Origin of the sequence: Novosphingobium sp. B 225, assembly GCF_002198665.1 — a bacterium.
Classification (GTDB): Bacteria; Pseudomonadota; Alphaproteobacteria; order Sphingomonadales; family Sphingomonadaceae; genus Novosphingobium.
This window is the reverse complement of sequence record NZ_MWLM01000062.1, coordinates 176,965-199,299: the sequence shown is the minus strand read 5'-3', so window position 1 is coordinate 199,299 and position 22,335 is coordinate 176,965. Positions and strand designations below refer to the sequence as shown.

Below are 22,335 nucleotides of genomic sequence, written 5' to 3'. Positions count from 1 at the left end.
CATGGCAGGCGAATCGCCTTTTTGCAAGGCAGGAATCGAAGTCCGCGTTGAGTCAATTGATAGTCTTCCACAGCTTGTGGAAATTCCGGGGCATTTGCTCGCTGCCGATTGACTGCCTCGTCGGAATAGCCACACACGCAGCCATGCTAGACCTCACAACCCTGCAAATCGCAGTCGCGTTGTTCGCAGCGCTGGGCGCGGCGTTTGTGCGCGGGCTGGCCGGGTTTGGCATGGCGATCCTGCTGGTCCCCGTGCTCGGCCTGGCGATTCCCCCGCGTGAGGCGGTGGTGGTGGCCAACTGGCTGGGACTGCTGATCGGGTTCGTCGGGCTGAAGCGGATCATCCAGGACAGCGAACGCAGTGCGCTGACGATTGCGGTGATCGCAGTGCTGGCGACACCGCTGGGAGTCATGCTGCTGGCCTGGGCCGATCCGGCGCTGGCGCGGGTGCTGATCGCGCTGATTGCGCTCGGCTCGTTCGTGCTGGTCCTGCTGCCCAAGCGCCCGGCCGACCATGTCCCGACCGCGCTGGAAACCGGGACGACAGGACTGCTGTCGGGCGTGCTGACCGGGTTTGCCGGGATGCCGGGACCGCCGGTGGTGCCCTATTACCTGCGCCGCGCGATCCCGCCGCAACTGGCCCGCGCTTCGATGATGGCGATCTTCATGGCCACCTCGCTCGCCGGCGTGATCGCCGCCTCGGTGCTCAAAGTCGCCACGGTGCGCGAACCGCTGCTCGCACTGCTGCTGTTCCCCGGCGTGCTGCTGGGCAATCATCTGGGCCACAAGGCGTTCGGCAAAGTCAGCGACACCGCCTGGCGCAGCTTTACCGGGCTGGTGCTGGGGCTCTCAGCCGTGGCCGCGTTATGGCGACTGATGGGGAGTTGATGTGAGGTCGGGCCACCCCGGCCCGCGCTCCCTGCCCGACCACCCATAGGGTAAGATCAACGGGTGGTCGGGCAGGGAGCGCGGGCCGGGGTGGCCATCCGCGTCAGCGGACAAAGGATCTGGAGCGGGTAAGGGGAATCGAACCCCTCTAGCCAGCTTGGAAGGCTGGAGCATTACCACTATGCTATACCCGCCCGGCGTCATATCGACGCCCGGCTGGCGCACCCGACAGGATTCGAACCTGTGGCCTCTGCCTTCGGAGGGCAGCGCTCTATCCAGCTGAGCTACGGGTGCAAGCCGGAGCGGAGCGGTTAGCAGCGCCGCACTGATTTCGCCAGCCCCTTATTTGATTGGTTGCGTTCGCACCGTGCGATACCGCAAGTCGCTTTTTCGCGAGTTTCGCAAGCGGCCTTTAGCGATTTGGCAAGCAGCCCCGGGTTATGGCCGGGCACCATGAACGCACCGACCAGCTTTGGACCGCCGCTTACAGGCATTGCCCCCGCCCTTCCCGGTGCGGGGCGTCCCGAATTCGGGCAGGCTTCGGCCAGCGCGATGAGCATGAAGTGGTCAGCGCTGCACGATGCCGCCAATGTCGTTGCCATGCTGGCGGGGATCGCGGCCGAACCGATGCGGCCCGACGTGCGCAATTTTCCGGCCGTGATGCGCGATACCGGAGGCTGGCGGCGCGATCTGGCCGAACAGGGCGTGGACGATCTGTCTGCGATCATGGAACCGGGAATCGCCGCGCTGCTGGCTGTGAACGCCCGCGGGATCAGCCCCGCTGCAGCCGCCCTGGCACTGTGGCAGGAATTCCACGCCGCCCGCGCGGGTCTACTGAGCCTGGCTCCCCCGCCCGAACAGCAACAAGCCCAGCAACGCCGCTTCATGTAGGAATGCGCGCCGTCGAATCGGCGCAGGCGGCCCGGGCCTGACCCGCAATCACATTCCCAGTTCGGCCCTGAGCGCTTTGCGATCGAGCTTGCCGATCATGGTTTTGGGCATGGCTTCGCGCACCACCACCTGATCCACCCGTTCGTGCTTGCCGATGCGGGTATTGAGCCAGTCGCGCAGCATGTCGCCGGTCTCGCTTGCGCCTGCAACCAGCGTGACATAGGCGCGCGGAACTTCGCCAAGATAGGGTTCGGGCACGCCGATCACCAGTACTTCCCTGACTGCGGGATGATCTTCCAGCACGGCTTCGACCTGACTGGGGAAGACCTTGAAACCGCCAACCGCGATCATGTCCTTGATCCGGTCAACCACCCGCAGATAGCCGCCCGCTTCCAGCACCGCGACATCGCCGGTGCGCAGCCATTGTCCATCCGGGCGCTGGGCAAAGGCCGCGGCGGCAGCTTCGGGACGCTGCCAGTAACCGCGCATCACTTGCGGGCCCTGCACTGCCAGTTCGCCGGGTTCGCCGGGCGCGGCGTCCTGTTCGGGATCATCGCGGCCCAACAGCCTGATTCGCGTTCCGGGCAAAGGCTGCCCGATCGTGCCGACGCGGTTTTCGCCCGCATAGGGATTGGTTGAAACCACGCCCGAGGTTTCGGTAAGGCCATAGCCTTCGACCAGCCGCGCGCCGCTGGCGGCCTCGAACCGGTCCTTGACCTTTTCCGGCAGCGGTGCCCCGCCCGAAATGCAGACCCTGAGCGATGAGAAATCGGTTTTCGCCATCGCCGGGTGATCGAGCAGTGCCTGATACATTGTCGGCACCCCGGGAAAGGCAGTGGCGCGCACCCGCTGGAGCGTCCCCAGTGCCTGCCCGGCATCGAAGCGCGGCAACATCGCGATGCAGCCGCCGTTGACCACGGTGCGATTGAGCACGCAGACATTGGCGAACACATGGAACAGCGGCAGCACGCCCATGATCACATCGCGCTGCCCCGCTTCGGGATCAATCGCGTTCACTTGCCGGGCATTGGCGCTGATGTTCTGGTGGCTGAGCATCGCCCCCTTGGGCGTGCCGGTGGTCCCGCCAGTGTACTGGATCAGGGCCAGGTCTGTTTCGGGATCGAGCAGCACGGGCTGCGGATCACCCCGGCCCAGCATATCCGACCAGCGCAGCACATCGCCGCGCGGCGGGATCGGCGTGAGCGACTTGCCACCCAGCAGCCGCAGCGCCAGTCCCTTGAGCGGCGGCAGCAGTGCGGCGAGCGAGCCGACCACCAGCGTTTCGAGCGCCGAGCCATCAAGCACCTTGAGCGCGGTAGGCAGCAAAGCGGACGAATCGATCGTCACCAGCAGCCGTGCACCCGAATCCGCCACTTGCGCGCTGAGTTCCTGCGCTGTGTAAAGCGGACTGAAATTGACCACCACCGCGCCCGCCAGCAAGGCGCCGTAATAGGCTGAGACATAGATCGGCACATTGGGAAGATAGAGCCCGATCCGGTCACCCTTGACCACCCCCAGCGCCTGCAGCCCGGCGGCAAAGGCCTGCGCCTCGGCAAACAGTTGGCGATAGCTGAAGCGGCGACCCATGAAGTCCACCAGCGGCTGCGCGCCATGCCGCGCCGCGCTTTGGCTGAACATGTCCGGCACCGACAGCGCAGCGAACTGCTGATCCCAAGTGCAGGGGTGTGCGTAGTGCTCGCGCCAGGGCTCGTCAGCGTTGCTTACAGACATGTCAGCAGATTGCCCGATCGGCCAGCGATACGCAAGGGCAGCGGGGCGGTGCGGATCGCCCGTGGGCGCTCAAAATCCGTTTTCCTACATCGCCGCAATCTGTCATCGCTGCAGCTCTGCTCTTTGACATTGTTGGCTTGCACAGGCGGTTTTGGGCCAATTTACGCCCAAAATCGCAAATGTGTCACCTTTTTTGGCGCAAAGAGCTGAAAAGGCGCGGAAAACCAGCCGGACACCCTGTCACCCAATTGTCACCTTTTGGCCGGGAATGACACCCTGCGTCACCCGGCCGAAAAGGAATTATTCCTCGCCCGCAGCCTCGGCAGCGCGCTTGGCTTCGAGCCAGGCCTGGGCTTCGGCTTCCTGCGCGGCTTCGGCCGAGGCCTTGACCTGGGCTTCGCGTTCAGCGCGCAGTTCCTCGATCAAGGCAACGCGGTCATCACCCAGCCGCGCATCGTCACCGGCCTGATCGTCAAGGCCAGCCTTTTTCGCGGCCTTGGCCACGATCGCGTCCAGCTCGCGCTGGCTGCACAGACCCAGCGTGACCGGATCCTTGGGCTGGATATTGGCGATGTTCCAGTGGCTGCGATCGCGGATCGCGGCGATGGTGTTGCGGGTGGTGCCGATGAGCTTGCCGATCTGCGCATCCGACACTTCGGGGTGGTTGCGCAGGATCCAGGCGATGCCATCGGGCTTGTCCTGACGCTTGGACACCGGGGTGTAACGCGGACCCTTGGTACGGTTGACCTGCGCCGGGGCCTTTTGCATTTTCAGGCTGTAGTTCGGATCGGCCTGACCCTTTTCGATCTCGGCCATGGTCAGTTCGCCCGACCGCACCGGATCGCGGCCGGTGTACTTGCTGCTGGCCAGATCATCGGCCATCGCCTGCACTTCCAGAATGTGCAGACCGCAGAATTCAGCGATCTGTTCAAAGCTAAGCGCGGTGGTATCGACCAGCCACGAAGCGGTGGCATGGGGCATCAGCGGGGTGGGCTGGGTCACGGCCAAAAACTCCGGTCAGGAGAACAGTATTCTCCGTTCAAAATAGATAGGGCCGCCCCTTGCGGAGCGGCCGTTCGTGGGCGCGTTTAGGGCGATTCACACGAAAGAGCAACCGTTCATCCGGCCTTGAGCACGATCTTGCCAACGTGCCCGCCCGATTCCATCCGCGCATGGGCGGCCGCAGCCTCGGCCAGCGGGAAGCACTGGTCCATTACCGGACGCAACCTGCCTTCTTCGACAAACGGCCAGGCGTTGCGGGCGATTTCCTGGGCGAGCAGCGCCTTGAACTGGTTCGAGCGCGGGCGCAGGGTCGATCCGGTCAGGGTCAGGCGGCGGCTCATCACCTGGGCCATGTTGATCGTTGCCTGCAGTCCGCCCTGGACCGCGATGGTCACATGGCGGCCATCCTCACCCAGGCATTGCAGGTTGCGCGGCACATAATCGCCCGCGACCATATCGAGCACCAGATGGACCCCGGCTCCGCCGGTGATCCGCGCCACTTCGGCAACAAAATCGCTGGCCTTGTAATCGATCGCGTGATCCGCCCCGATTGCCAGTGCCTGCGCGCATTTGTCTGCATCGCCGCAAGTGACGATCGCGGTCAGGCCGAACAGCTTGCCCAGCATGATCGCCATGGTGCCGATCCCGCTGGTCCCGCCGTGGACCAGCACGGTCTCACCCTCACGCGCATAACCGCGTTCGAACACATTGTGCCACACGGTGAACAGCGTTTCAGGCAGCGCCGCCGCCTGATCCAGCGGCAGGTCTGCAGGCACCGGCAGGCAGTGATCGGCCACGGCGAGGCAATATTCGGCATAGCCCCCGCCCGAAACCAAGGCGCAGACGCTTTGGCCCAGCAGCGCCGGTTCCACCCCTTCGCCCAAGGCCACGATCTCACCCGAAATTTCCAGCCCGGGGATCGGTGAAGCCCCCGGCGGGGGCGGATAGAAGCCGCGGCGCTGGATCACGTCGGGCCGGTTGACTCCGGCATAGGCAACCCGGATCAGCACCTGCCCTGCGCCCGGGCTGGGGACGGGCAGTGTTTCAAGTCGCAGCACTTCGGGCCCGCCGGGCGCATCAAAGCCTGCCGCATGCATGAATTCCGGAATATTTCCAGTCATTTGCCCCGTTCCGTTGCGCAAGTGCCACGCTGGCGCCACCTAACGCTTTGCTTGGTTGACAGCAAGCACAACAGGCATGATTCTGCAACGCGATGGACGATGATCTGCCTCGGCCCAAGGGCGATGCCGCCAGCGCGCTGGCGAAGGAAAGCCTTGATCCCTATTCGCAGGACGAACTGGCGGAACGGATCATGCTGCTGGAAGCCGAGATTGCCCGGATCAAAGCCCACCGTGACAAGGCCGCCGCCCACCGCACCGCCGCCGATGCCCTGTTCGGGCCAAAAAGTTGATCGCATGACCGGCGCCCCTCCCCAATTCCCGGAGGCGCCCCATATAGGTTTGGTTAACCACGCTCATTCATAGTCCTCCCTCATCGGGGGGTCACCTTCGCCAGTGAAAGTCTGACAGATGCCCAGTTTTGCGCAAAGCCTTGAAAAGACGCTCCACGCCGCGCTCGCCAACGCGTCCGAACGCGCGCACGAATATGCGACGCTGGAACATCTGCTGCTGGCGCTGATCGACGATGGCGATGCGGCGCAAGTGATGCAGGCCTGCGGGGTCGATCTGGGCGAGCTGGGCGATGTGGTGCGCCAGTACCTTGATCAGGAATACCAGAGCCTCAAGACCGAGGAAAAGGGCGATCCCGCCCCCACGGCGGGCTTCCAGCGCGTGATCCAGCGTGCGATCTTGCACGTGCAGAGCAGCGGCAAGGACACGGTTACCGGCGCCAACGTGCTGGTCGCGCTGTTTTCCGAACGCGATTCCTATGCGGTCTATTTCCTGCAGCAGCAGGACATGAGCCGCCTGGACGCGGTTTCCTACATCAGTCACGGGATCGGCAAGGGCGGCAAGCGGATCGAGGACCGCAATCCCAAGGGCGCCGAGAGCGAAAGCCCGGCCGCCGAGGAAAAGAGCCAGGCCAAGGACGCGAAGAAGGAAACCGCGCTTGACCAGTTCACTGTCAACCTCAACGAAAAGGCGCTGAACGGCAAAGTCGATCCGCTGATCGGGCGCGGTCCGGAAGTGGACCGCACGATCCAGATCCTGTGCCGCCGCTCCAAGAACAACCCGCTCTATGTCGGCGATCCGGGCGTCGGCAAAACCGCCATCGCCGAAGGTCTGGCGCGCAAGATCGTTGAAGGCGAAGTGCCCGAAGTGCTGGCCGAAGCGGTGATCTATTCGCTCGATATGGGCGCGCTGCTGGCCGGCACACGTTATCGCGGCGATTTCGAGGAACGGCTCAAGCAAGTCGTCTCCGAACTCGAAAAGATGCCGCATGCGGTGCTGTTCATCGATGAAATCCACACGGTTATCGGCGCCGGGGCAACCAGCGGCGGGGCCATGGATGCCTCGAATCTGCTCAAGCCCGCACTGTCGGGCGGGTCGATCCGTTGCATCGGCTCAACCACCTACAAGGAATTCCGCAACCACTTTGAAAAGGATCGCGCGCTGCTGCGCCGGTTCCAGAAGATCGATGTCAACGAACCGACGGTCGAGGACACGATCAAGATCCTCAAAGGGCTGCGCAGCGCATTTGAGGACCACCACAAGGTCAAATACACCCCCGACGCGATCAAGACGGCAGTCGAACTGTCGGCACGCTACATCAATGACCGCAAATTGCCCGACAAGGCGATCGACGTGATCGACGAAGTGGGCGCGATGCAGATGCTGGTGCCGCCAAGCAAGCGCAAGAAAACCATCACCGCGCGCGAAATCGAAGCCGTGATCGCAACCATGGCGCGAATTCCGCCCAAATCGGTATCGAGCGACGACCGGACCGCACTGGAACACCTGGAACGTGATCTGAAGCGCGTGGTGTTCGGGCAGGATCAGGCCATCGAAGTGCTGTCGAGCGCAATGAAGCTGAGCCGCGCCGGGCTGCGCGATCCGGACAAGCCGATCGGCTCGTTCCTGTTTTCCGGCCCGACCGGGGTCGGCAAGACCGAAGTCGCCAAACAGCTCGCCGCGATTATGGGGATCCCGATCCAGCGCTTCGACATGTCCGAATATATGGAGCGCCACTCGGTTTCGCGCCTGATCGGCGCGCCTCCGGGCTATGTCGGCTATGATCAGGGCGGCCTGCTGACCGATGCGATCGACCAGCAACCGCACTGCGTCCTGCTGCTCGACGAAATCGAAAAGGCCCACCCGGATCTGTTCAACATCCTGCTCCAGGTGATGGATAACGGCCGCCTGACCGATCACCACGGCAAGACTGTCGATTTCCGCAATGTCGTGCTGATCATGACCACCAATGCCGGAGCCAGTGACATGGCCAAGCAAGGCATCGGGTTTGGCGATGTCAGCAAGGCAGATGCGGGCGACGAAGCGGTCAAACGCATGTTCAGCCCGGAATTCCGCAACCGGCTCGATGCGGTGGTCCCGTTCGCTTATCTCGGCACCGAAGTGATCGCGCGGGTGGTGGACAAATTCGTGCTGCAACTGGAACTGCAGCTGGCCGAACAGAACGTCCATATCCAGTTCGACAGCGACGCGCGCGAATGGCTGGGCAAGCGCGGCTATGACAAGCTCTATGGCGCGCGGCCGATGGCGCGCCTGATCCAGGACAAGGTCAAGCAGCCGCTGGCGGAAGAACTGCTGTTCGGCAAATTGCGCCACGGCGGCGAAGTCCATGTTTCGATCAAGGACGAGGTACTGGCTTTCGAGCTGACTCCGGCCCCGCCCAAGCTGGATCGCCGCGCCAAAAAGGCGGCAGAGGCCAAGCCCAAACGGAAAGGCAAGGCCGAGCAGGAGCCCGGCAGCGACAGCGATTGACCCTGGTCAATTCGCTGGTCGCCGCACCGGGCTATGCCCGGACTGCGCAGTCTTGCCTTGAAAGAACCGCACGTGAGCGAAGCCCAGACCATCGAAGCCCCCGCAGCCACGCCCTATGACCGGATCGGCGGGCTCGACGTCATGCGTGAGGTCACCCAGCGCTTTTACGATCTGATGGAGCAGGACCCGGCCTATGCCGAACTGCGCGCGATGCACGCCCCGGACCTGACCGAAATGCGCCGCTCGCTGCCGCTGTTCCTGGCCGGCTGGGCGGGTGGCCCGCGCATCTGGTGGGAGGAAAACCCCGGCAAATGCATGATGAGCGCGCATGGCGGGTTCAAAATCGATGCCCGAACCGGCGCACAATGGGCCGAGGCGATGCGCCGCGCGATTGCTGAAACCCCGGTGGCCGACCGCGAGATCGCCGATGCCATGGCCGATGTGCTGGAACGCATGGCCAGGGGCATGGCGCGGGATTGACTTGCCGCCACGCTACCCTCGTCGCTAGTCAGGGCTGATGCAAAGCTACGACCGTCCGCGCCGCTTACTCGCCATTCTGGCCGCGGCCCTTGCGGGCTATGTCGATGCGGCAGGATTCCTCTCGGCCAATCGCTATTTCGTCTCGTTCATGTCGGGCAATACTACGCGGCTGGGGGTCGATCTGGTGCAGGATCCGCGCGCAGCCGTGGTTCCGGCGCTGTTGCTGGCGCTGTTCGTGGCCGGGGTGACTGGCGGTGCGCTGCTGGCAGCAAAGGCGGGAGACCGGCGCAAGCGCGTGGTGCTGTGGACAGTCGCAATGCTGCTGGCCGGCGCGGCGGTGGCGCACCAGGGCGGGCTTGCGCTGGCCACGCTGGCGCTGCTGGTCATGGCGATGGGCGCGCTCAACAACACGTTCCAGCGTCAGGGTGAAGTCGCGGTCGGGCTGACCTATATGACCGGCGCGCTGGTCAAGCTGGGTCAGGGGCTGGCGGCAAGGCTGAACGGCACAGGCGGCGAAGGCTGGATCGGCTGGCTGCTGCTGTGGAGCGGCCTTGCGCTTGGCGCGGTGGCCGGGGCAGCGACATGGCTGCATTGGCCGGGGATTGCACTATGGCTGGCGAGCGGCTGGGCAGCTCTGCTGGCTTTGTTCGCAGCGCGACTGCGCTAATCCAGGATCTGCACCAGCTTGTCGCGCCCGGTTGCGCCGCGCAACATGCGAAGTCGTGACGTCGCCAGGCCCAGCGCCGCGGCCAGCAATTCCAGCACGGCAGCGTTGGCCTTGCCGTCTTCGGGCTTGGTCCGAACTTTCACCAGCAGCTTGCCTTCGCCCAATTCCAGGCCTTCGACCCGCGCACCGGGAGTGACGCGCAGCGCAAGGCGGCCTTGGCTGTCAGCCAATGCGCGAATCGCCACAGCGGGCGGGAAGTCAGCCTTGGGGCGCGCCATCGGCCATGGCGTCCAGCGCGGCCTGGTGATGCTTTGCATTGACCACATAGTGCTGGACGCCCAGCTGCAATCCGCCAAGCGCCGCATCGGTCAGCTCGCGCATGAAAGTGGCGGGGCGGCCGCTCCACAGCTGGCGGCTCGGGATACGCTTGTTCGGGGCAAGCAAGGCCCCGGCGGCGAGCATCCCGTCGGCCTCGATCACGCAGCCGTTCATGGTCTGCGCGGCGAACCCCACGAAACCGCGATCCTCGATTACCGTGCCGTGGATCATCGCCATGTGGCCGATCAGCACATCATCCCCGATCAGGGTGGGATAGCCATCCGGCGCGCCGGGCATCGGGCTGTCACAATGAATCACAGTGCCGTCCTGCACATTGGTGCGCGCGCCAATCACGATCCGGCTGACATCGCCGCGCAGCACGCAATTGTACCAGATCGACGCGTCAGGCCCGATTTCCACGTCGCCGATGATCCGGCAACCGGGGGCTACAAAGGCGCTGTCATGGATGCGCGGGGTCTTGCCATGGATCGAGATCAGCGAAACGTCGGGTCGCAGGGTCATTGCGGGGCTCCAAGAAAATTGCGCCATTGGACATAGGACAGGATCGAAGCATGGTCATCTGTCCAGATGCGCGCGGCAGGTTTGACGAGTGGCCGCCATTCCTTGTCCGGGGCGGATTGGGCAATCAGGTTCAGCTGCTGCGGATCGCGGCTGACCGCGACGAAGCTGGACGGGGTCAGTTCGCTTTCAGGATCGGGATAGTCATCCCGCACCATGGCATGCAGGCCGCGCGCTTGCAGTGCGGCGGCCAGCGGGGGTTCCAGATCGATAAAGCGGTTGGAAATGTGCACCAGAATCACCCCTTTTGGGCTGAGTGCGCGCAAGTACACTCCGAAAGCTTCGTGGGTGAACAGGTGCATCGGCACCGAATCCGATGAAAAGGCATCCATCGCCAGCATATCGAAGCTGCCGGGCGCGGCCTTGGCAAGGGCCAGCCGCGCATCGCCCAGCTCGATCCGGGCAGCGGGGGTGCAATTGCGCAGGAACGTGAACGTGCCATTCTGCGAATAGGCCAGCACTGCCGGATCGATCTCGAAGATGGTCCAGTCCTGGCCCGGTTTGGCAAAGCAGGCCAGTGTCCCCGTGCCCAACCCCAGCACCGCCATCCGCGCGTTTGGCCCAAACAATATTGGCGCACTGGCATAAGCGATCGCCACACCGGACCCTGGACCATAGTAAGTCAACGGCTCACGCGCCCGTTTGGGGTCGGTCGATTGTTCGCCGTGAAGCGTGGTTCCATGGGCCAGCGTGCGCAGCCGCTGTTCGGGATAGTCGCGCACGGTGTTGATCCCGAAATAGGACCGCGTGCGGATATGGTCACGGCTGTTCTGCACCGTTTCCAATCCCCCCTGCACCAGCATGGCGCCAAGCAGCAAGGGCAAGACCAGTGCGCGCCACGGGACCAGCGCCAGGCCGATCAGCGCCAACGCCGCCCCCCATGGCAGGCGCAAATGCTCGCTTTCCTGCCAGATCGTGACGTCATGGATTTGCCACAGGCACAAACCAGCGATCCCCAGCAGCATGGCAATGCCAAGCCGGACCATTTCCGGTTCCAGTCCGGGCAGGCGCCGCCAATCAGGCAAAGCCTCGCGCGGGAGCAAGGCCGCGGCGGCAAGCACCAGCATGGGATGTTCCCACACCCAGTCGAACAGCACCGGGGCAAGCAACGCGGTAAACACCCCGCCCAGCGCGCCCCCGGCAGACATGGTGAGATAGAACAGCGTCAACCGGTCCGGCCCGGGCCGCAGGTCATACATCCGGGCGTGGAGTGCAGTGCAGACGAAGAACAGCAAGGCGACGCTGGCGATCACCGGCAGCAGACCCTGCGAGCCGCGCGCGATCATCGCCAGCGTGCCCGCGGTCAGGATCATCACCCAGGCGAGCGCCGAAACGATCCGCGCCGGCGTGCGGTTGTCCGCAAAGGCCACGCTGAAGCTTAACAGATAGATCCCGAGCGGAATCACCCACAGCAGCGGCATGGCGAACAGATCGGTGGTGAGATGCGTGGTGGTGGACAGCATCAGCCCCGAAGGCACCGCTGCCAGCACCAGCCACAGCGCGATCCGGCGGCGCGGCACCGGCGCCGATGTGACCTGTTCTGCACGGGGCGCTTCCGCCATATGCCAGCGAGTGCGCGCCGTCAGCGCGATCAGCACGAACAGCAGGCCATAGCCCGCAGTCCATGCCCATGACTGGTAACGCAGGGGCAACAGCGGTTCGGCCAGCAAGGGATAGGCGATCAGCCCCCCGAAACTGCCCAGATTGGACGCGGCATAGAGCGCCCAGGGCGCACCCGCCTGCGGATCGGCGGCGAACCAGCGCTGCATCAGCGGAGCTTGCGCGGAAACGACAAAGAACACCGGCCCGATCGACAACGCCAGCAAAGCCGGGACCCACAGCACTTCTGTTCCGGCGCGCGCCGGGGAAAGGTTGACGAGGCCGACCGGCAGGGTCAGCGCGGCCAATGCAAACAAGGCAAGGTGGATCTGCGCCTGCCGTTTCAGGGGCAGCTGCGACAGGCGGTGGGCATAGTAATAGCCCCCCAGCAGCAGTGCCTGATAGACCAGCATCGCGCTGTTCCATACGTTGGGAGCGCCACCGAGGCGCGGCAGGGCCATGCGCGCGACCATTGGCTGGATCAGGAACAGCAGGAAGCTGCCGGTCAGGATGGTCAGGACATAAAGCGGGCGAGTGGCGCGCTGGTTCGGCGCACTGCTCATGCCGGACGATCGATCGTATAGACGAGGTGGCGGCAGAGCGGATGGCCCGGTGCGAAAGAAGGATGATCAAAATCGAGCTCTGGCCGGTGGACCATGCCAAGCCGCAGCATCAGGCCCCACGAAGCGCGGTTGGCTGGAACCGTCCAGGCCGCGATTTGCGCATCGCTGCGGTTGCGCCAGCCCCAATCGAGTGATGCCGCCGCCGCTTCGCGCGCATAGCCCTGTCCCCAGGCCTGCCGGGCAAGCCGCCAGCCGATCTCCAGTTCGTCCGGCACCGGGGTTCCGGCGTGGCCGCCCCGGCGCAGTCCGCAGAACCCCAGCAAGGCCGCATCCCCCTTGCGCTCAATCGCCCAGAAGGTCTGGCCTTGCTCTGCTTCGCCGCCCTGCAGCCGCGCAATCACCGCATCGCTTGCCGCGCGGTCGATGGTTCCACCCAGATGCTGCATCACATCGGGATCAGCGCTCATCACGGCAAAGGCCGCGCAATCCTCCGCGCGCCACGAACGCAGGATCAGGCGATCGGTTTCGAGCCGGAACTCAGCCAAGCAGTTTCGCCGCATGGGTTGCGTGGTAGGTCAGCACGCCGCTGCACCCGGCCCGTTTGAAGCTCATCAGGGTTTCGAGCACCAATGCGTCGCGTTCGCCCGCACCGGCGGCCACGGCCGCTTCGATCATGGCGTATTCGCCGCTGACCTGATAGGCGAAGACCGGCACTTCGAACGCGTCCTTCACTCGCCGGACGATGTCGAGATAGGGCAGCCCGGGCTTGACCATCACACTGTCGGCGCCCTCGGCCAGGTCCAGCGCAACTTCGCGCAGGGCTTCTTCGGCATTGGCCGGATCCATCTGGTAAGTCTTCTTGTCCCCCTTGAGCAGCCCGCGCGAGCCAACTGCATCGCGGAACGGGCCATAGAAGGCGCTGGCATATTTGGCGGCGTAAGACATGATCTGGACATTGGCGTGGCCGGCACTTTCCAACGCCTCGCGGATGGTGCCGATCCGGCCGTCCATCATGTCGCTGGGCGCAATGACGTCAGCCCCGGCACTTGCCTGGTTCAGCGCCTGCCCGACCAGCACTTCGACCGTGGCATCGTTGAGAACATAGCCCGCGCCGTCAATCAGCCCGTCCTGTCCGTGGCTGGTATAGGGATCGAGCGCAACGTCGGTCAGCACGCCGATGTCATCTCCGCAGGTCTGCTTGATCGCGCGGATCGCGCGGCACATCAGATTGTCGGGATTGAGCGCTTCCTCGCCGTTCTCGCTGCGGCGCTCTGCCTGGGTATTGGGAAACAGCGCGATGCAGGGAATGCCCAGCGCCGCCGCTTCCCTTGCCCGCGCCGCGATCAGATCAACCGACCAGCGCGACACGCCAGGCAGCGATCCAATCGGATCTTCCACGCCGGCACCTTCGGTAACAAACAGCGGCCAGATCAGATCGGCGGGGGTCAGCACCGTCTCGCGGTGCAAATTGCGGCTCCACGCGCTGGCACGGGTGCGGCGCAGGCGGGTCATGGGAAACATTCCGGTCATGGGAAAAGTGTCTAGTGATCCCCTGACAGGGAAGCAACACTGGGCCGGAAGTCTGTACGGGTTCGGCAAGCTTGCGCCGCAAGTCTGCAGCGCCCTAGCGCGAGAGGCGGTCAATCTCGCGATCAGGACTGGCCACAGCGGCCTGACGGGGTGCCAGGCTCATCAGTGCGGCCCCGGGTTGAACTGCCTTCAACGCGGTCAGCCGGGCCTTGAACGCCGCCAGTTCCTTTTGATCAACCTGATTGTTGACCGTGAAGCTGACCGACAACGGGTTCACTGTCGCCCCGTTCTTGTAGAGTTCGTAATGCAGGTGTGGCCCGGTCGATAGTCCGGTTGAACCGACATAGCCGATCACTTGCCCGGCCCGAACGTGGCTTCCAGGGCTCACCGCGATCCGGCTCATGTGGCCATAGCCGGTTCCGAACCCGCCGCCGTGTTCCAGCCGGACATAATTGCCATGCCCGCCATGCCAACCGGCGATCGCGACCCGGCCATCGCCGACCGCGAAGATCGGGGAACCATAACCAGCCCCAAAATCGATCCCGGCGTGCATGCGCGTATAGCCCAGGATCGGATGCCGCCGCGCGCCATAACCCGATGTGATTCGGCCCACCACGGGCATGATCAGTCCGGTGCGCTGGGCACCCATCCCACTGGCTTCGAAAAACAGGCCATCATTGCCCCAGCGCAGCAGCTGTGCCGCAGCGCGACCGCCACGTTCGACCCCGGCGTAAAGCAGGTCACCAACCTGGCTTTCCCCGCTGCCTGAACGCTTGTAGGCCACTACCAGGTCAAAGGTATCACCCGGTTCGAGTGCCGTATCGAGCGTCAGGTGCTGGTCCAGCACTTGCAAGTACTGCTGGATCGCTTCGATCGGTGCGCCCGCTGCACGGGCCGATCGGTAGAGGCTGGTCCCCACCGTACCCCGGATCCTGAGCGGAGTGGTGTCAACCGGGATTGCCCGCGATTGCAGCGCCAGCCCGGACGGGGTCCGCTCAATCGCCAGATCAAGGTCGAACCGGGCACGGAAAGCCAGCCGGTCGAGCGGGCGCGGTGCAGTTGCATCGCCGCGCCGACCCAGCGTGATGTCCACCTGAGTTCCGGGCAGCACATCGCCCAGCGGAACCGCTCCTCCAACCAGCGCTTCAACCCTTGCGGCATCCCCGGCGTTGACCCCGGCCCGTTCCAGCATGCGGCGAAAACTGTCACCCTGACCCAGAGTTGCGGTCAATTGCACCAGGCTGCGTTCGGGCGCGGCAATCAGGGGAACGACCAGGGCCGATGGCCCCATCCGCGCGCCGCTATCTGCCCCCAATGCAAGCGGCGCGATGGTCTGACTGCGGAATTCGTCGCGCTGGCGACTGTTAAGCGGCATCGCGGGCGGGGCGGCAATCGCTTCAAAATCCGGCCAGAATGACACGGTGAACAGGGCCAGTCCCAACATTGTGCCGAGCCCGCGGAACCACCGGCGGCTGCCGATATCTTCGGCAAGGTCGGGTGCGAGGTCATAGGTCTGGAGCCAGGTCAAAGCCTGTTCGCGCCGGGCGGTCCACCGCGCGATCAGGTCAGTCGGTTTTTCCACCGCTTCGATCTGTGCATGCGTCAGCGCAGCCGCAATCGCGGCGGGGCCGCCATGGCCCGATTCCGGCACTTCGCGCGGCTTGAACAAGCTCAATGCCCCCGATTGCATAACGCACGGAAATCCCTGCACAAGGAAAGTTAATCTTGTCCTAATCCGGGACAGCGATGCGACGAATCGTCGATCCACCGGGTCTGGGTGCCCCACCCGCCTTGCGAAGCGAACGGCCCTTGTGTCACACCGTGGCAGGTGAGCGCGCGAAATGACAAGTACGGGGGAGACAGCCGGATCAAGGCTGTGCTGGGCCCCACCAACACCGGCAAGACGCACCTTGCGATCGAGCGGCTCTGCGCACATTCGTCGGGCGCAATCGGGTTTCCACTGCGGCTTTTGGCACGCGAAGTCTATGACCGGGTCTGCGCGATCAAAGGGGCCGAGCGGGTCGCCCTGATCACGGGGGAGGAACGGATCGAGCCCCCCCATGCGCGCTGGCTGCTGTGCACAGCCGAAGCCATGCCGGTTGGAGCGGATCTGGCCTTTGTCGCGCTTGATGAAGCGCAGCTCGCGGCGGATCGCGAGCGCGGGCACATTTTCACCGACCGCCTGCTCCATGTCCGCGGCCGCGAAGAGACAATGATCCTGGGGTCCGCCACGATCGAACCCCTGGTTCGCTCCCTGCTGCCCAAGGCCGAAGTGATCGAACGCCCGCGCTTCTCGACGCTGAGCCATGTCGGTGCGAAAAAGCTCTCGCGCATTCCGCCACGCAGCGTGATTGTCGCCTTCAGCGCCGAGCAGGTCTATGCCGTGGCCGAGATGCTGCGGCGGTTCCGCGGCGGAGCGGCAGTGGTGATGGGGGCGCTAAGCCCCGAGACGCGCAACCGGCAGGTAGCATTATACCAGTCTGGCGAGGTCGATTACCTGGTCGCGACTGATGCGATCGGCATGGGTCTCAACCTCGATGTCGGGCATGTCGCCTTCGCTTCGCTGTCCAAGTTTGACGGGCTGCGTCAGCGGCGGCTGAGCACTGCGGAAATGGCGCAGATTGCTGGCCGCGCAGGGCGGCATCAGCGCGACGGGACTTTTGGCACGCTTGCCGGGACCGGCAGCCACGATGCGCTGTTCACGCCCGAGGAGGTTTATGCGATTGAGGAACATCGCTTTCCCGCACTGACCAAGCTGTTCTGGCGCGAGGCGGAGCCCGATTGCAGCAGCGTGGCCAGTCTGATCGATGATCTGGAACGCGGGCCAGACCAGCCAGAACTTGCCCCAGCCCCGCTGGCGATTGATCTGGCTGTGCTCAAGCGGCTGGCCGAAGAGCCCGACCTTGCCGTTTTGCCGCGCGACGAAGCCATGGTCCGCAGATTCTGGGACGCTTGTTCGCTACCCGATTTCCGGCAAGCCGGGGTCGATACCCATGCGCGCTTTGTCGCGCGGCTGTGGGAAGATCTGCGCCGCGGCCAACTTGGCGCAGACTATGTCGCGCGCTCGATTGCCAAGCTCGACAACCCCTCGGGCGATATCGATACCCTGCAAATGCGCATCGCCGCGATCCGCAGCTGGGCCTATATCGCCCAGCGCCCCGATTGGGTTGTGCCGCGTGAGGAAATGGCCGCCCGCGCCCGCGCTGCAGAGGCACGCCTGTCGGATGCCCTGCATGCGCGCCTGACCGAGCGTTTCGTCAATCGGCGCACCTCTGTGCTTATGCGAAAGCTTGGCCCCGATGCCGGGCTGCTTCCGGTTACGCTCCATGAAGACGAGGTGCGGGTCGACGGCGAGCCGATCGGCCATCTGTGCGCATTTCGCTTCGTCGTTGATCCAGAGGCGCGGTTGGCTGACCGCAAGCTGCTGCTGGCTGCGGCCGAACGTCACCTTCCCGGCTTGCTCGCCCAGCGCGCGGCACAGCTGGTCAGCCAGATCGATGCCGGGGAGCCTCCCTTGCTGCTGGATCGGGAAGCGGTGCGCTGGGACGGGGAGACGATCGCGCGGCTTCAGCCTGGCAAACAGCGGCTGGAAACCAGGCTGGTCGCGGACCGCTCGCTCAGCGCGATCCCACCAGAGCCGTGCCAGCAGGCCTTGGCCGCAATTGACCGTTGGCTGACCGCAGTGCTCGCTCCGCTCGAGCCGCTGCGCGCACTGATCGAAGCCAGCGCCGATCCCGAAGCCGGCCCGGAGCTGCGCGCCGTGCTGATTCGGCTGTGCGAAGGCGGCGGCACAGTGGAGCGCGCCGGATCGGGAGTGGACGTGCTTGCTGCGGAGCAGCGCGCCAGACTGCGCGAGCTGGGGGTACGAATTGGCGGGCTTGACCTGTTCATGCCCGCCATTCTCAAGCCAGCACCGCTGACCGCCTGGCGCGCTTTGCAGAGCGCGCGCGGAGTGGACTTGCCAAGCGTTGTGCCAAGCATGCCGGTGGTAGTCCCGCTCCTCGGTAAGACCCGCCTTCCCCCTGGCTACCGGGCGTTGGGTAACCAGGCCTTGCGAATCGATATGGCCAACAAGCTGTTGCTGGAAGTTCATGAAGTGCGAACCCGCGAAAAGCGGCGGCATTTCCCGATTGCCAGTGCACGGCCGATTTCGATGGGGCTGACCCTGCAAAGCTTTCACCGGCTGCTGCGCATCGCCGGGTTTCATCCGCTACCGGCGCGGCTCCTGCCTGATGGCGCTCAGGGTCCGCCAGCACCGATCCACTGGCGTTGGATCGATCCGCCGTCCATCGCCAGACGCGGTGCAGCAAGCAAGCTGGCCGAACCGACCGGTGCCTTTGCAGCGCTGGCCAAACTGGTGAAGTAAGGCGAGCCGGCGCGATGCGGAATGTCGCCTCGTGAGGATCGATAAGCTGCTTTGGTTCCTGCGGTTGGCAAAAAGCCGCAGTCTTGCCCAGGCGCTGATTGGCGAAGGGCATATCCGGCTCAACGGGCGCCGCGTCGAAAAGAGCGGGACCGCGATTCGGGTGGGTGATGTACTCGCCCTGCCGCTGCCCCGCGGCGTCACGGTGATCGAGGTCCTGGCCCTGCCTGAACGACGCGGCCCTGCCAGCGAAGCGCAAACTTGCTATCGGGTGCTTGACGTAGGGCTTGGTGCTGCCTTAGCAGCGGATCAGAACGAAACACCTCTGGGGATCCGCCTGCCATGACCTATGTCGTCACCGAAGCCTGCATCAAGTGCAAGTACATGGACTGCGTCGAGGTGTGCCCCGTCGATTGCTTCTATGAGGGCGAGAATATGCTGGTGATCAACCCCAGCGAATGCATCGATTGCGGCGTTTGCGAACCTGAATGCCCGGCCGAAGCGATTCTGCCCGATACGGAAAGCGGGCTGGAACAGTGGCTTGAGCTTAATGCCAAGTACTCGGCCGAATGGCCCAACCTGACCACCAAGAAGGACAGCCCCGCCGACGCCGACGAGCACAAGAGCGAAGAGGGCAAGTTCGACAAGTATTTCTCGGCCGAGCCCGGCGAAGGCGACTGATCCTGGCTGGTCGGGCCGGCCATTTGGCAGGGCCTTTGCACCACCGCCCAGACCCCAAATTGCGCCTGTCCCGGCGCGGGATTCTCCGCGCTGGTAATTTTGTTGCGGACATGCTATATAATCCGCGACTGACGGGGCTTTCCGCCTCGCTGGCAGATGCAGATCTTGAAAGGCAGGACTGGCAAATCGGTTGATGGAGCCATCGAACCGGGTCGCAATGCTTTACCCGTTCGCTGTTCCCATACCCAGTTTCCAGCCGCGTTTCGGCGGCGGTGCAGTCCTGACGATTGAAAGGATGTTACATGGTGGTCAAGGCGCACGCCTTTGAAGTTGGTGACTACGTTGTCTATCCCAAGCACGGGGTTGGCCGGGTGATCGAACTGCTTGAGCAGGAAATCGCGGGCATGACTCTGGAGCTTTATGTCCTGCGATTCGAAAAAGAACGCATGACGCTGCGCGTGCCGACCAACAAGGTCGAAGCGATCGGAATGCGCAAGCTGTCTTCGGACAAGACCCTGCGCGAAGCGCTCGATACGCTGAAAGGCAAGCCCAAGGTCAAGCGCACCATGTGGTCGCGCCGCGCCCAGGAATACGAAGCCAAGATCAATTCGGGCGATCTTGTATCGATCGCCGAAGTGACCCGCGATTTGTTCCGCGCCGATGATCAGCCGGAACAGAGCTATTCCGAACGGCAGATTTTCGAAGCCGCTTCCTCGCGTCTGGCGCGCGAACTGGCTGCGATGGAAAAGACCGACGAACCGGCTGCGCTCAAGAAGATCCTTGCGATCCTCAACGAACACGCGCCCAAATATTATGCGGAAGCGGCTGTCACGGCCTGATTTTTTCTGAAACCGGATTGCCAGAAGGGCCGCTTCCTCGGGAGGCGGCCCTTTTTTCATGCCAACCCCTTGCAGGCGGTGCCTTGCCGTATTATATCGATAATACACAACGCAGGAGGTTTTCGATGAAGCTCAAGCTGGACAAGTTGGTCAAGGCCCTTGGCCCCGCGATCGCGCTGGTCCTTGCCGCCGGGGTTTCGGGCTGCAATGGAGCCAACATCTCGATCAACGGGGAAGAGGGCAAGCCGCTCTCCGAGCTCGACCTGTCGGGCACACCGCCGCAGGAATTGGTGCTGCTGGGGCCGGACCAGGTCCACATCACTCAAGGCGACAAGCTGACAATCGCAGTCGAAGGCGATCAGGAAGCCAAGGACGCGCTGCGTTTTACCCTGAAGGACGGATCATTGGGGATCCTGCGCAAGGACAAGCTGTTTGAAAAGAACGGCAAGACCGCCGTGATCACCGTGACCATGCCCGCACCCAGGGAAGTGACCATGGCCGGATCGGGCAAGATCCAGGCCGACGCACTCGCGAGCGACGCAAAAGTAACCATCGCGGGTTCGGGCGATATCGAATCGTCCAATCTGGCCGGCGACAAGCTGGACCTGACGATTGCCGGTTCAGGCAACTTCCGGGGTGCGGGCAATGTCAAGCAACTGGACCTGACCGTAGCTGGCAGCGGTTCGGCAACTATGGACGCGCTCAAGGCCGAAGGCGCCAAGGTTAAGATCGCCGGGTCGGGCAGCACCAGCTTCGCTTCTGATGGCGATGTGGATGCCAAGATCGTCGGATCGGGCAATATCACAGTCAAGGGCCGGGCACGCTGCAAGCTCAGCTCGCTCGGTTCGGGCAAGCTGGTCTGCGAAACGGTCACCCAGAAGGACTGACCGCGCCGGAATTGCGATGAACCGCCAGTCCCGGTTCATCGCCGCGCAACCCCGTGCTGCTACGATCCACAGGATCGTCATGCAGCGCGGGGTTGTTTTATGCAAAAGATCTGGGCCGGAGCCATGGCCATGCTGCTGAGCGGCTGCGGCGCAGCGGGGGCAGTTGTCGATCTGGCCTCTCTGCCAGTGCGCGGCACAGGCAAGGCGGTGGAAGCTGGCAGCACTTTGGTCGATGTTGCCACGGTCAGCCAGAGCGAGCGTGACCAGCGGCGCGGACAGACGATTCGCCGCCGCGAGGAGCGGCTGGGCGAGCTGGACCGCGAATACCGCAAACAGTCAGAGCGCTGCGCTCGCGGCGATCAGGAAGCTTGCCGCAAACGTGAAGCTGCGTGGTACGAAATGCAGCGGCTGATGCCGAGCGTTCCCTATGAGGCGCGCTAAGCCGCGGCCCGGCGCAGCCGATCGTTGATCGCCGCACCAATCGCTTCATCGGGAACCGGCGCCACGGCAATGCGCGGTTGCGGTGCCGCCGCAGCCTGGTGCAGGCAGTGGTAAAGGCACGCCGCCGCTTCGGCGAGATCTCCGCTCGGTGACAGGTTCGTGTGGCCTTCGATCCGCCCGAACCCGATCATAAACTCGTCCGCCGCCGCACTATCGACATTGAGCCGCACTGGCTTGCCAGGAGCATAATGGCTGACGAGCTGGCCGGGTGCCTCGATCTGAAGTGACGCCACGAGGCCAGGTTTGGAGCCAAGAACCGCAGAAATCTGGGCCTGCGTGATCGGCCCCGGGCGCAGAACTTGCCAGGAACCATCATCGCGCAGAGCAACGATGGTGGATTCGATTCCATCCGTGCAAGGACCGCCATCAAGCACCAACGGCACTGCATCGCCCAGCGATCCCACGACATGCTGGGCGGTAGTCGGGCTGACCCCTCCGCTGCGGTTGGCCGATGGTGCCGCCAACGCCAGGCCGCTCTGCTCCAGCAGGGCGCGCATCGCAGGATGCGCCGGGCAGCGCAGTGCGAGAGTGGGCAAGCCTGCCGTCACCGCCGGGGCTATTCGTGCACTTGCCTTCAGTGGCAAAACCATGGTCAGCGCGCCTGGCCAGAACGCTTCAGCCAGCGCCTGCGCGCGTTCATCAAGCTGGACCAATGCCGCAGCTTGTTCGAGACCCGGTACGTGGACAATCAGCGGATTGAAATCCGGTCGACCCTTGGCGCGATAGATTGCCGCCACGGCCTCGGCACTATCAGCCCGTGCAGCCAGGCCATAGACTGTCTCAGTTGGCACCGCGACCAGCCCGCCGCCGCGCAGAAAGTCTGCCGCCGCCGCAATTCCGGCCGCATCTGCACTGCGCACCACGGGACTGACACTCTTGCCGCTCATCCCGCTCCCGCTATAGGCGAAGAACGGCAAA

At 64.1% G+C, this 22,335-nt stretch carries 22 protein-coding genes and 2 tRNA genes; 12 read left to right on the top strand and 12 right to left on the bottom strand.

The features are described from left to right. The first annotated feature begins 143 nt into the window (after positions 1-143). The gene (locus MNBBLIKP_RS12195; RefSeq protein ID WP_088310518.1) at positions 144-887 is read left to right on the top strand and encodes a sulfite exporter TauE/SafE family protein; all 744 of its coding nucleotides are present in this window, start codon (positions 144-146) and stop codon (positions 885-887) included. 120 nt (positions 888-1,007) lie between these two features. Here the strand turns inward: MNBBLIKP_RS12195 and MNBBLIKP_RS12190 are convergent. Then, positions 1,008-1,081 (bottom strand) — tRNA-Gly (locus MNBBLIKP_RS12190). Between the two features lie 23 nt (positions 1,082-1,104). Further along, a tRNA-Arg gene (locus MNBBLIKP_RS12185) sits at positions 1,105-1,181 on the bottom strand. Between the two features lie 159 nt (positions 1,182-1,340). Between MNBBLIKP_RS12185 and MNBBLIKP_RS12180 the strand changes: the two genes are divergently transcribed. Next, positions 1,341-1,778 (top strand): hypothetical protein, encoded by a 438-nt coding sequence (locus tag MNBBLIKP_RS12180; protein WP_254913032.1) that lies wholly within the window; start codon positions 1,341-1,343, stop codon positions 1,776-1,778. Between the two features lie 48 nt (positions 1,779-1,826). Here MNBBLIKP_RS12180 and MNBBLIKP_RS12175 read toward each other — a convergent pair whose 3' ends face one another. The 3 genes from MNBBLIKP_RS12175 to MNBBLIKP_RS12165 form a co-directional block, all read right to left on the bottom strand. Continuing rightward, the gene (locus MNBBLIKP_RS12175) at positions 1,827-3,509 is read right to left on the bottom strand and encodes an AMP-binding protein (RefSeq protein WP_088310517.1); all 1,683 of its coding nucleotides are present in this window, start codon (positions 3,507-3,509) and stop codon (positions 1,827-1,829) included. Between the two features lie 300 nt (positions 3,510-3,809). Continuing rightward, the gene (locus tag MNBBLIKP_RS12170; RefSeq protein WP_088310516.1) at positions 3,810-4,511 is read right to left on the bottom strand and encodes a DUF1013 domain-containing protein; all 702 of its coding nucleotides are present in this window, start codon (positions 4,509-4,511) and stop codon (positions 3,810-3,812) included. Between the two features lie 116 nt (positions 4,512-4,627). Further along, positions 4,628-5,632: an NAD(P)H-quinone oxidoreductase gene (locus MNBBLIKP_RS12165; RefSeq protein ID WP_088310515.1), complete on the bottom strand. Its 1,005-nt coding sequence runs from the start codon at positions 5,630-5,632 to the stop codon at positions 4,628-4,630. Positions 5,633-5,724: 92 nt separating this feature from the next. Between MNBBLIKP_RS12165 and MNBBLIKP_RS12160 the strand changes: the two genes are divergently transcribed. From MNBBLIKP_RS12160 to MNBBLIKP_RS12145, 4 genes are all read left to right on the top strand, one after another. Continuing rightward, a complete protein-coding gene (locus MNBBLIKP_RS12160) occupies positions 5,725-5,922 on the top strand; it encodes a DUF1192 domain-containing protein (protein WP_088310514.1) in 198 nt (65 codons plus the stop codon). Positions 5,923-6,040: 118 nt separating this feature from the next. Next, a complete protein-coding gene (gene clpA / locus MNBBLIKP_RS12155; protein ID WP_088310513.1) occupies positions 6,041-8,410 on the top strand; it encodes an ATP-dependent Clp protease ATP-binding subunit ClpA in 2,370 nt (789 codons plus the stop codon). Positions 8,411-8,482: 72 nt separating this feature from the next. Further along, positions 8,483-8,890, top strand: a complete 408-nt coding sequence (locus tag MNBBLIKP_RS12150) for a globin domain-containing protein (protein ID WP_254913031.1) — start codon at positions 8,483-8,485, stop codon at positions 8,888-8,890. Positions 8,891-8,927: 37 nt separating this feature from the next. Continuing rightward, a complete protein-coding gene (locus MNBBLIKP_RS12145; protein ID WP_088310511.1) occupies positions 8,928-9,557 on the top strand; it encodes a YoaK family protein in 630 nt (209 codons plus the stop codon). On the opposite strand, the gene MNBBLIKP_RS12140 is transcribed toward MNBBLIKP_RS12145, so the two are convergent. The 6 genes from MNBBLIKP_RS12140 to MNBBLIKP_RS12115 all read right to left on the bottom strand — a co-directional run bounded on the left by MNBBLIKP_RS12140 (position 9,554) and on the right by MNBBLIKP_RS12115 (position 15,821). Beyond that, complete coding sequence (locus MNBBLIKP_RS12140) at positions 9,554-9,835, bottom strand: DUF167 domain-containing protein (protein WP_088310510.1); 282 nt, start codon at positions 9,833-9,835, stop codon at positions 9,554-9,556. The genes MNBBLIKP_RS12145 and MNBBLIKP_RS12140 overlap by 4 nt on opposite strands. Further along, positions 9,816-10,397, bottom strand: coding sequence for a gamma carbonic anhydrase family protein (locus MNBBLIKP_RS12135; protein WP_088310509.1), 582 nt, complete (start codon positions 10,395-10,397; stop codon positions 9,816-9,818). The genes MNBBLIKP_RS12140 and MNBBLIKP_RS12135 overlap by 20 nt, the downstream gene beginning before the upstream one ends. Continuing rightward, positions 10,394-12,616 (bottom strand): spermidine synthase, encoded by a 2,223-nt coding sequence (locus tag MNBBLIKP_RS12130; protein ID WP_088310508.1) that lies wholly within the window; start codon positions 12,614-12,616, stop codon positions 10,394-10,396. The genes MNBBLIKP_RS12135 and MNBBLIKP_RS12130 overlap by 4 nt, the downstream gene beginning before the upstream one ends. Next, positions 12,613-13,161, bottom strand: coding sequence for a GNAT family N-acetyltransferase (locus MNBBLIKP_RS12125; protein WP_254913030.1), 549 nt, complete (start codon positions 13,159-13,161; stop codon positions 12,613-12,615). Before MNBBLIKP_RS12125 ends, MNBBLIKP_RS12130 begins: the two co-directional genes overlap by 4 nt. Then, on the bottom strand, positions 13,154-14,146 hold the full coding sequence (gene hemB, locus MNBBLIKP_RS12120; protein WP_088310506.1) for a porphobilinogen synthase: 993 nt from the start codon (positions 14,144-14,146) through the stop codon (positions 13,154-13,156). Before hemB ends, MNBBLIKP_RS12125 begins: the two co-directional genes overlap by 8 nt. Before the next feature lie 94 nt (positions 14,147-14,240). Beyond that, complete coding sequence (locus tag MNBBLIKP_RS12115; protein WP_254913029.1) at positions 14,241-15,821, bottom strand: M23 family metallopeptidase; 1,581 nt, start codon at positions 15,819-15,821, stop codon at positions 14,241-14,243. A 153-nt stretch (positions 15,822-15,974) separates the two neighbouring features. On the opposite strand from MNBBLIKP_RS12115, the gene MNBBLIKP_RS12110 reads away from it, so the two are divergent. The 6 genes from MNBBLIKP_RS12110 to MNBBLIKP_RS12085 all read left to right on the top strand — a co-directional run bounded on the left by MNBBLIKP_RS12110 (position 15,975) and on the right by MNBBLIKP_RS12085 (position 21,357). Further along, positions 15,975-18,512 carry a helicase-related protein gene (locus tag MNBBLIKP_RS12110; protein WP_254913028.1) on the top strand — a complete coding sequence of 846 codons (2,538 nt, stop codon included), beginning with the start codon at positions 15,975-15,977 and terminating at the stop codon, positions 18,510-18,512. Positions 18,513-18,543: 31 nt separating this feature from the next. Further along, complete coding sequence (locus MNBBLIKP_RS12105) at positions 18,544-18,855, top strand: RNA-binding S4 domain-containing protein (RefSeq protein ID WP_088310504.1); 312 nt, start codon at positions 18,544-18,546, stop codon at positions 18,853-18,855. Continuing rightward, positions 18,852-19,190: a ferredoxin FdxA gene (fdxA, locus tag MNBBLIKP_RS12100; protein WP_088310503.1), complete on the top strand. Its 339-nt coding sequence runs from the start codon at positions 18,852-18,854 to the stop codon at positions 19,188-19,190. Before MNBBLIKP_RS12105 ends, fdxA begins: the two co-directional genes overlap by 4 nt. A gap of 302 nt (positions 19,191-19,492) precedes the next feature. Then, positions 19,493-20,029: a CarD family transcriptional regulator gene (locus MNBBLIKP_RS12095; protein WP_088310502.1), complete on the top strand. Its 537-nt coding sequence runs from the start codon at positions 19,493-19,495 to the stop codon at positions 20,027-20,029. 125 nt (positions 20,030-20,154) lie between these two features. Then, on the top strand, positions 20,155-20,916 hold the full coding sequence (locus MNBBLIKP_RS12090) for a head GIN domain-containing protein (RefSeq protein WP_088310501.1): 762 nt from the start codon (positions 20,155-20,157) through the stop codon (positions 20,914-20,916). A gap of 99 nt (positions 20,917-21,015) precedes the next feature. Next, the gene (locus tag MNBBLIKP_RS12085) at positions 21,016-21,357 is read left to right on the top strand and encodes a hypothetical protein (protein ID WP_176399756.1); all 342 of its coding nucleotides are present in this window, start codon (positions 21,016-21,018) and stop codon (positions 21,355-21,357) included. Here the strand turns inward: MNBBLIKP_RS12085 and MNBBLIKP_RS12080 are convergent. Continuing rightward, the gene (locus tag MNBBLIKP_RS12080) at positions 21,354-22,304 is read right to left on the bottom strand and encodes an L-threonylcarbamoyladenylate synthase (RefSeq protein ID WP_088310500.1); all 951 of its coding nucleotides are present in this window, start codon (positions 22,302-22,304) and stop codon (positions 21,354-21,356) included. The genes MNBBLIKP_RS12085 and MNBBLIKP_RS12080 overlap by 4 nt on opposite strands. Positions 22,305-22,335: the final 31 nt, after the last annotated feature.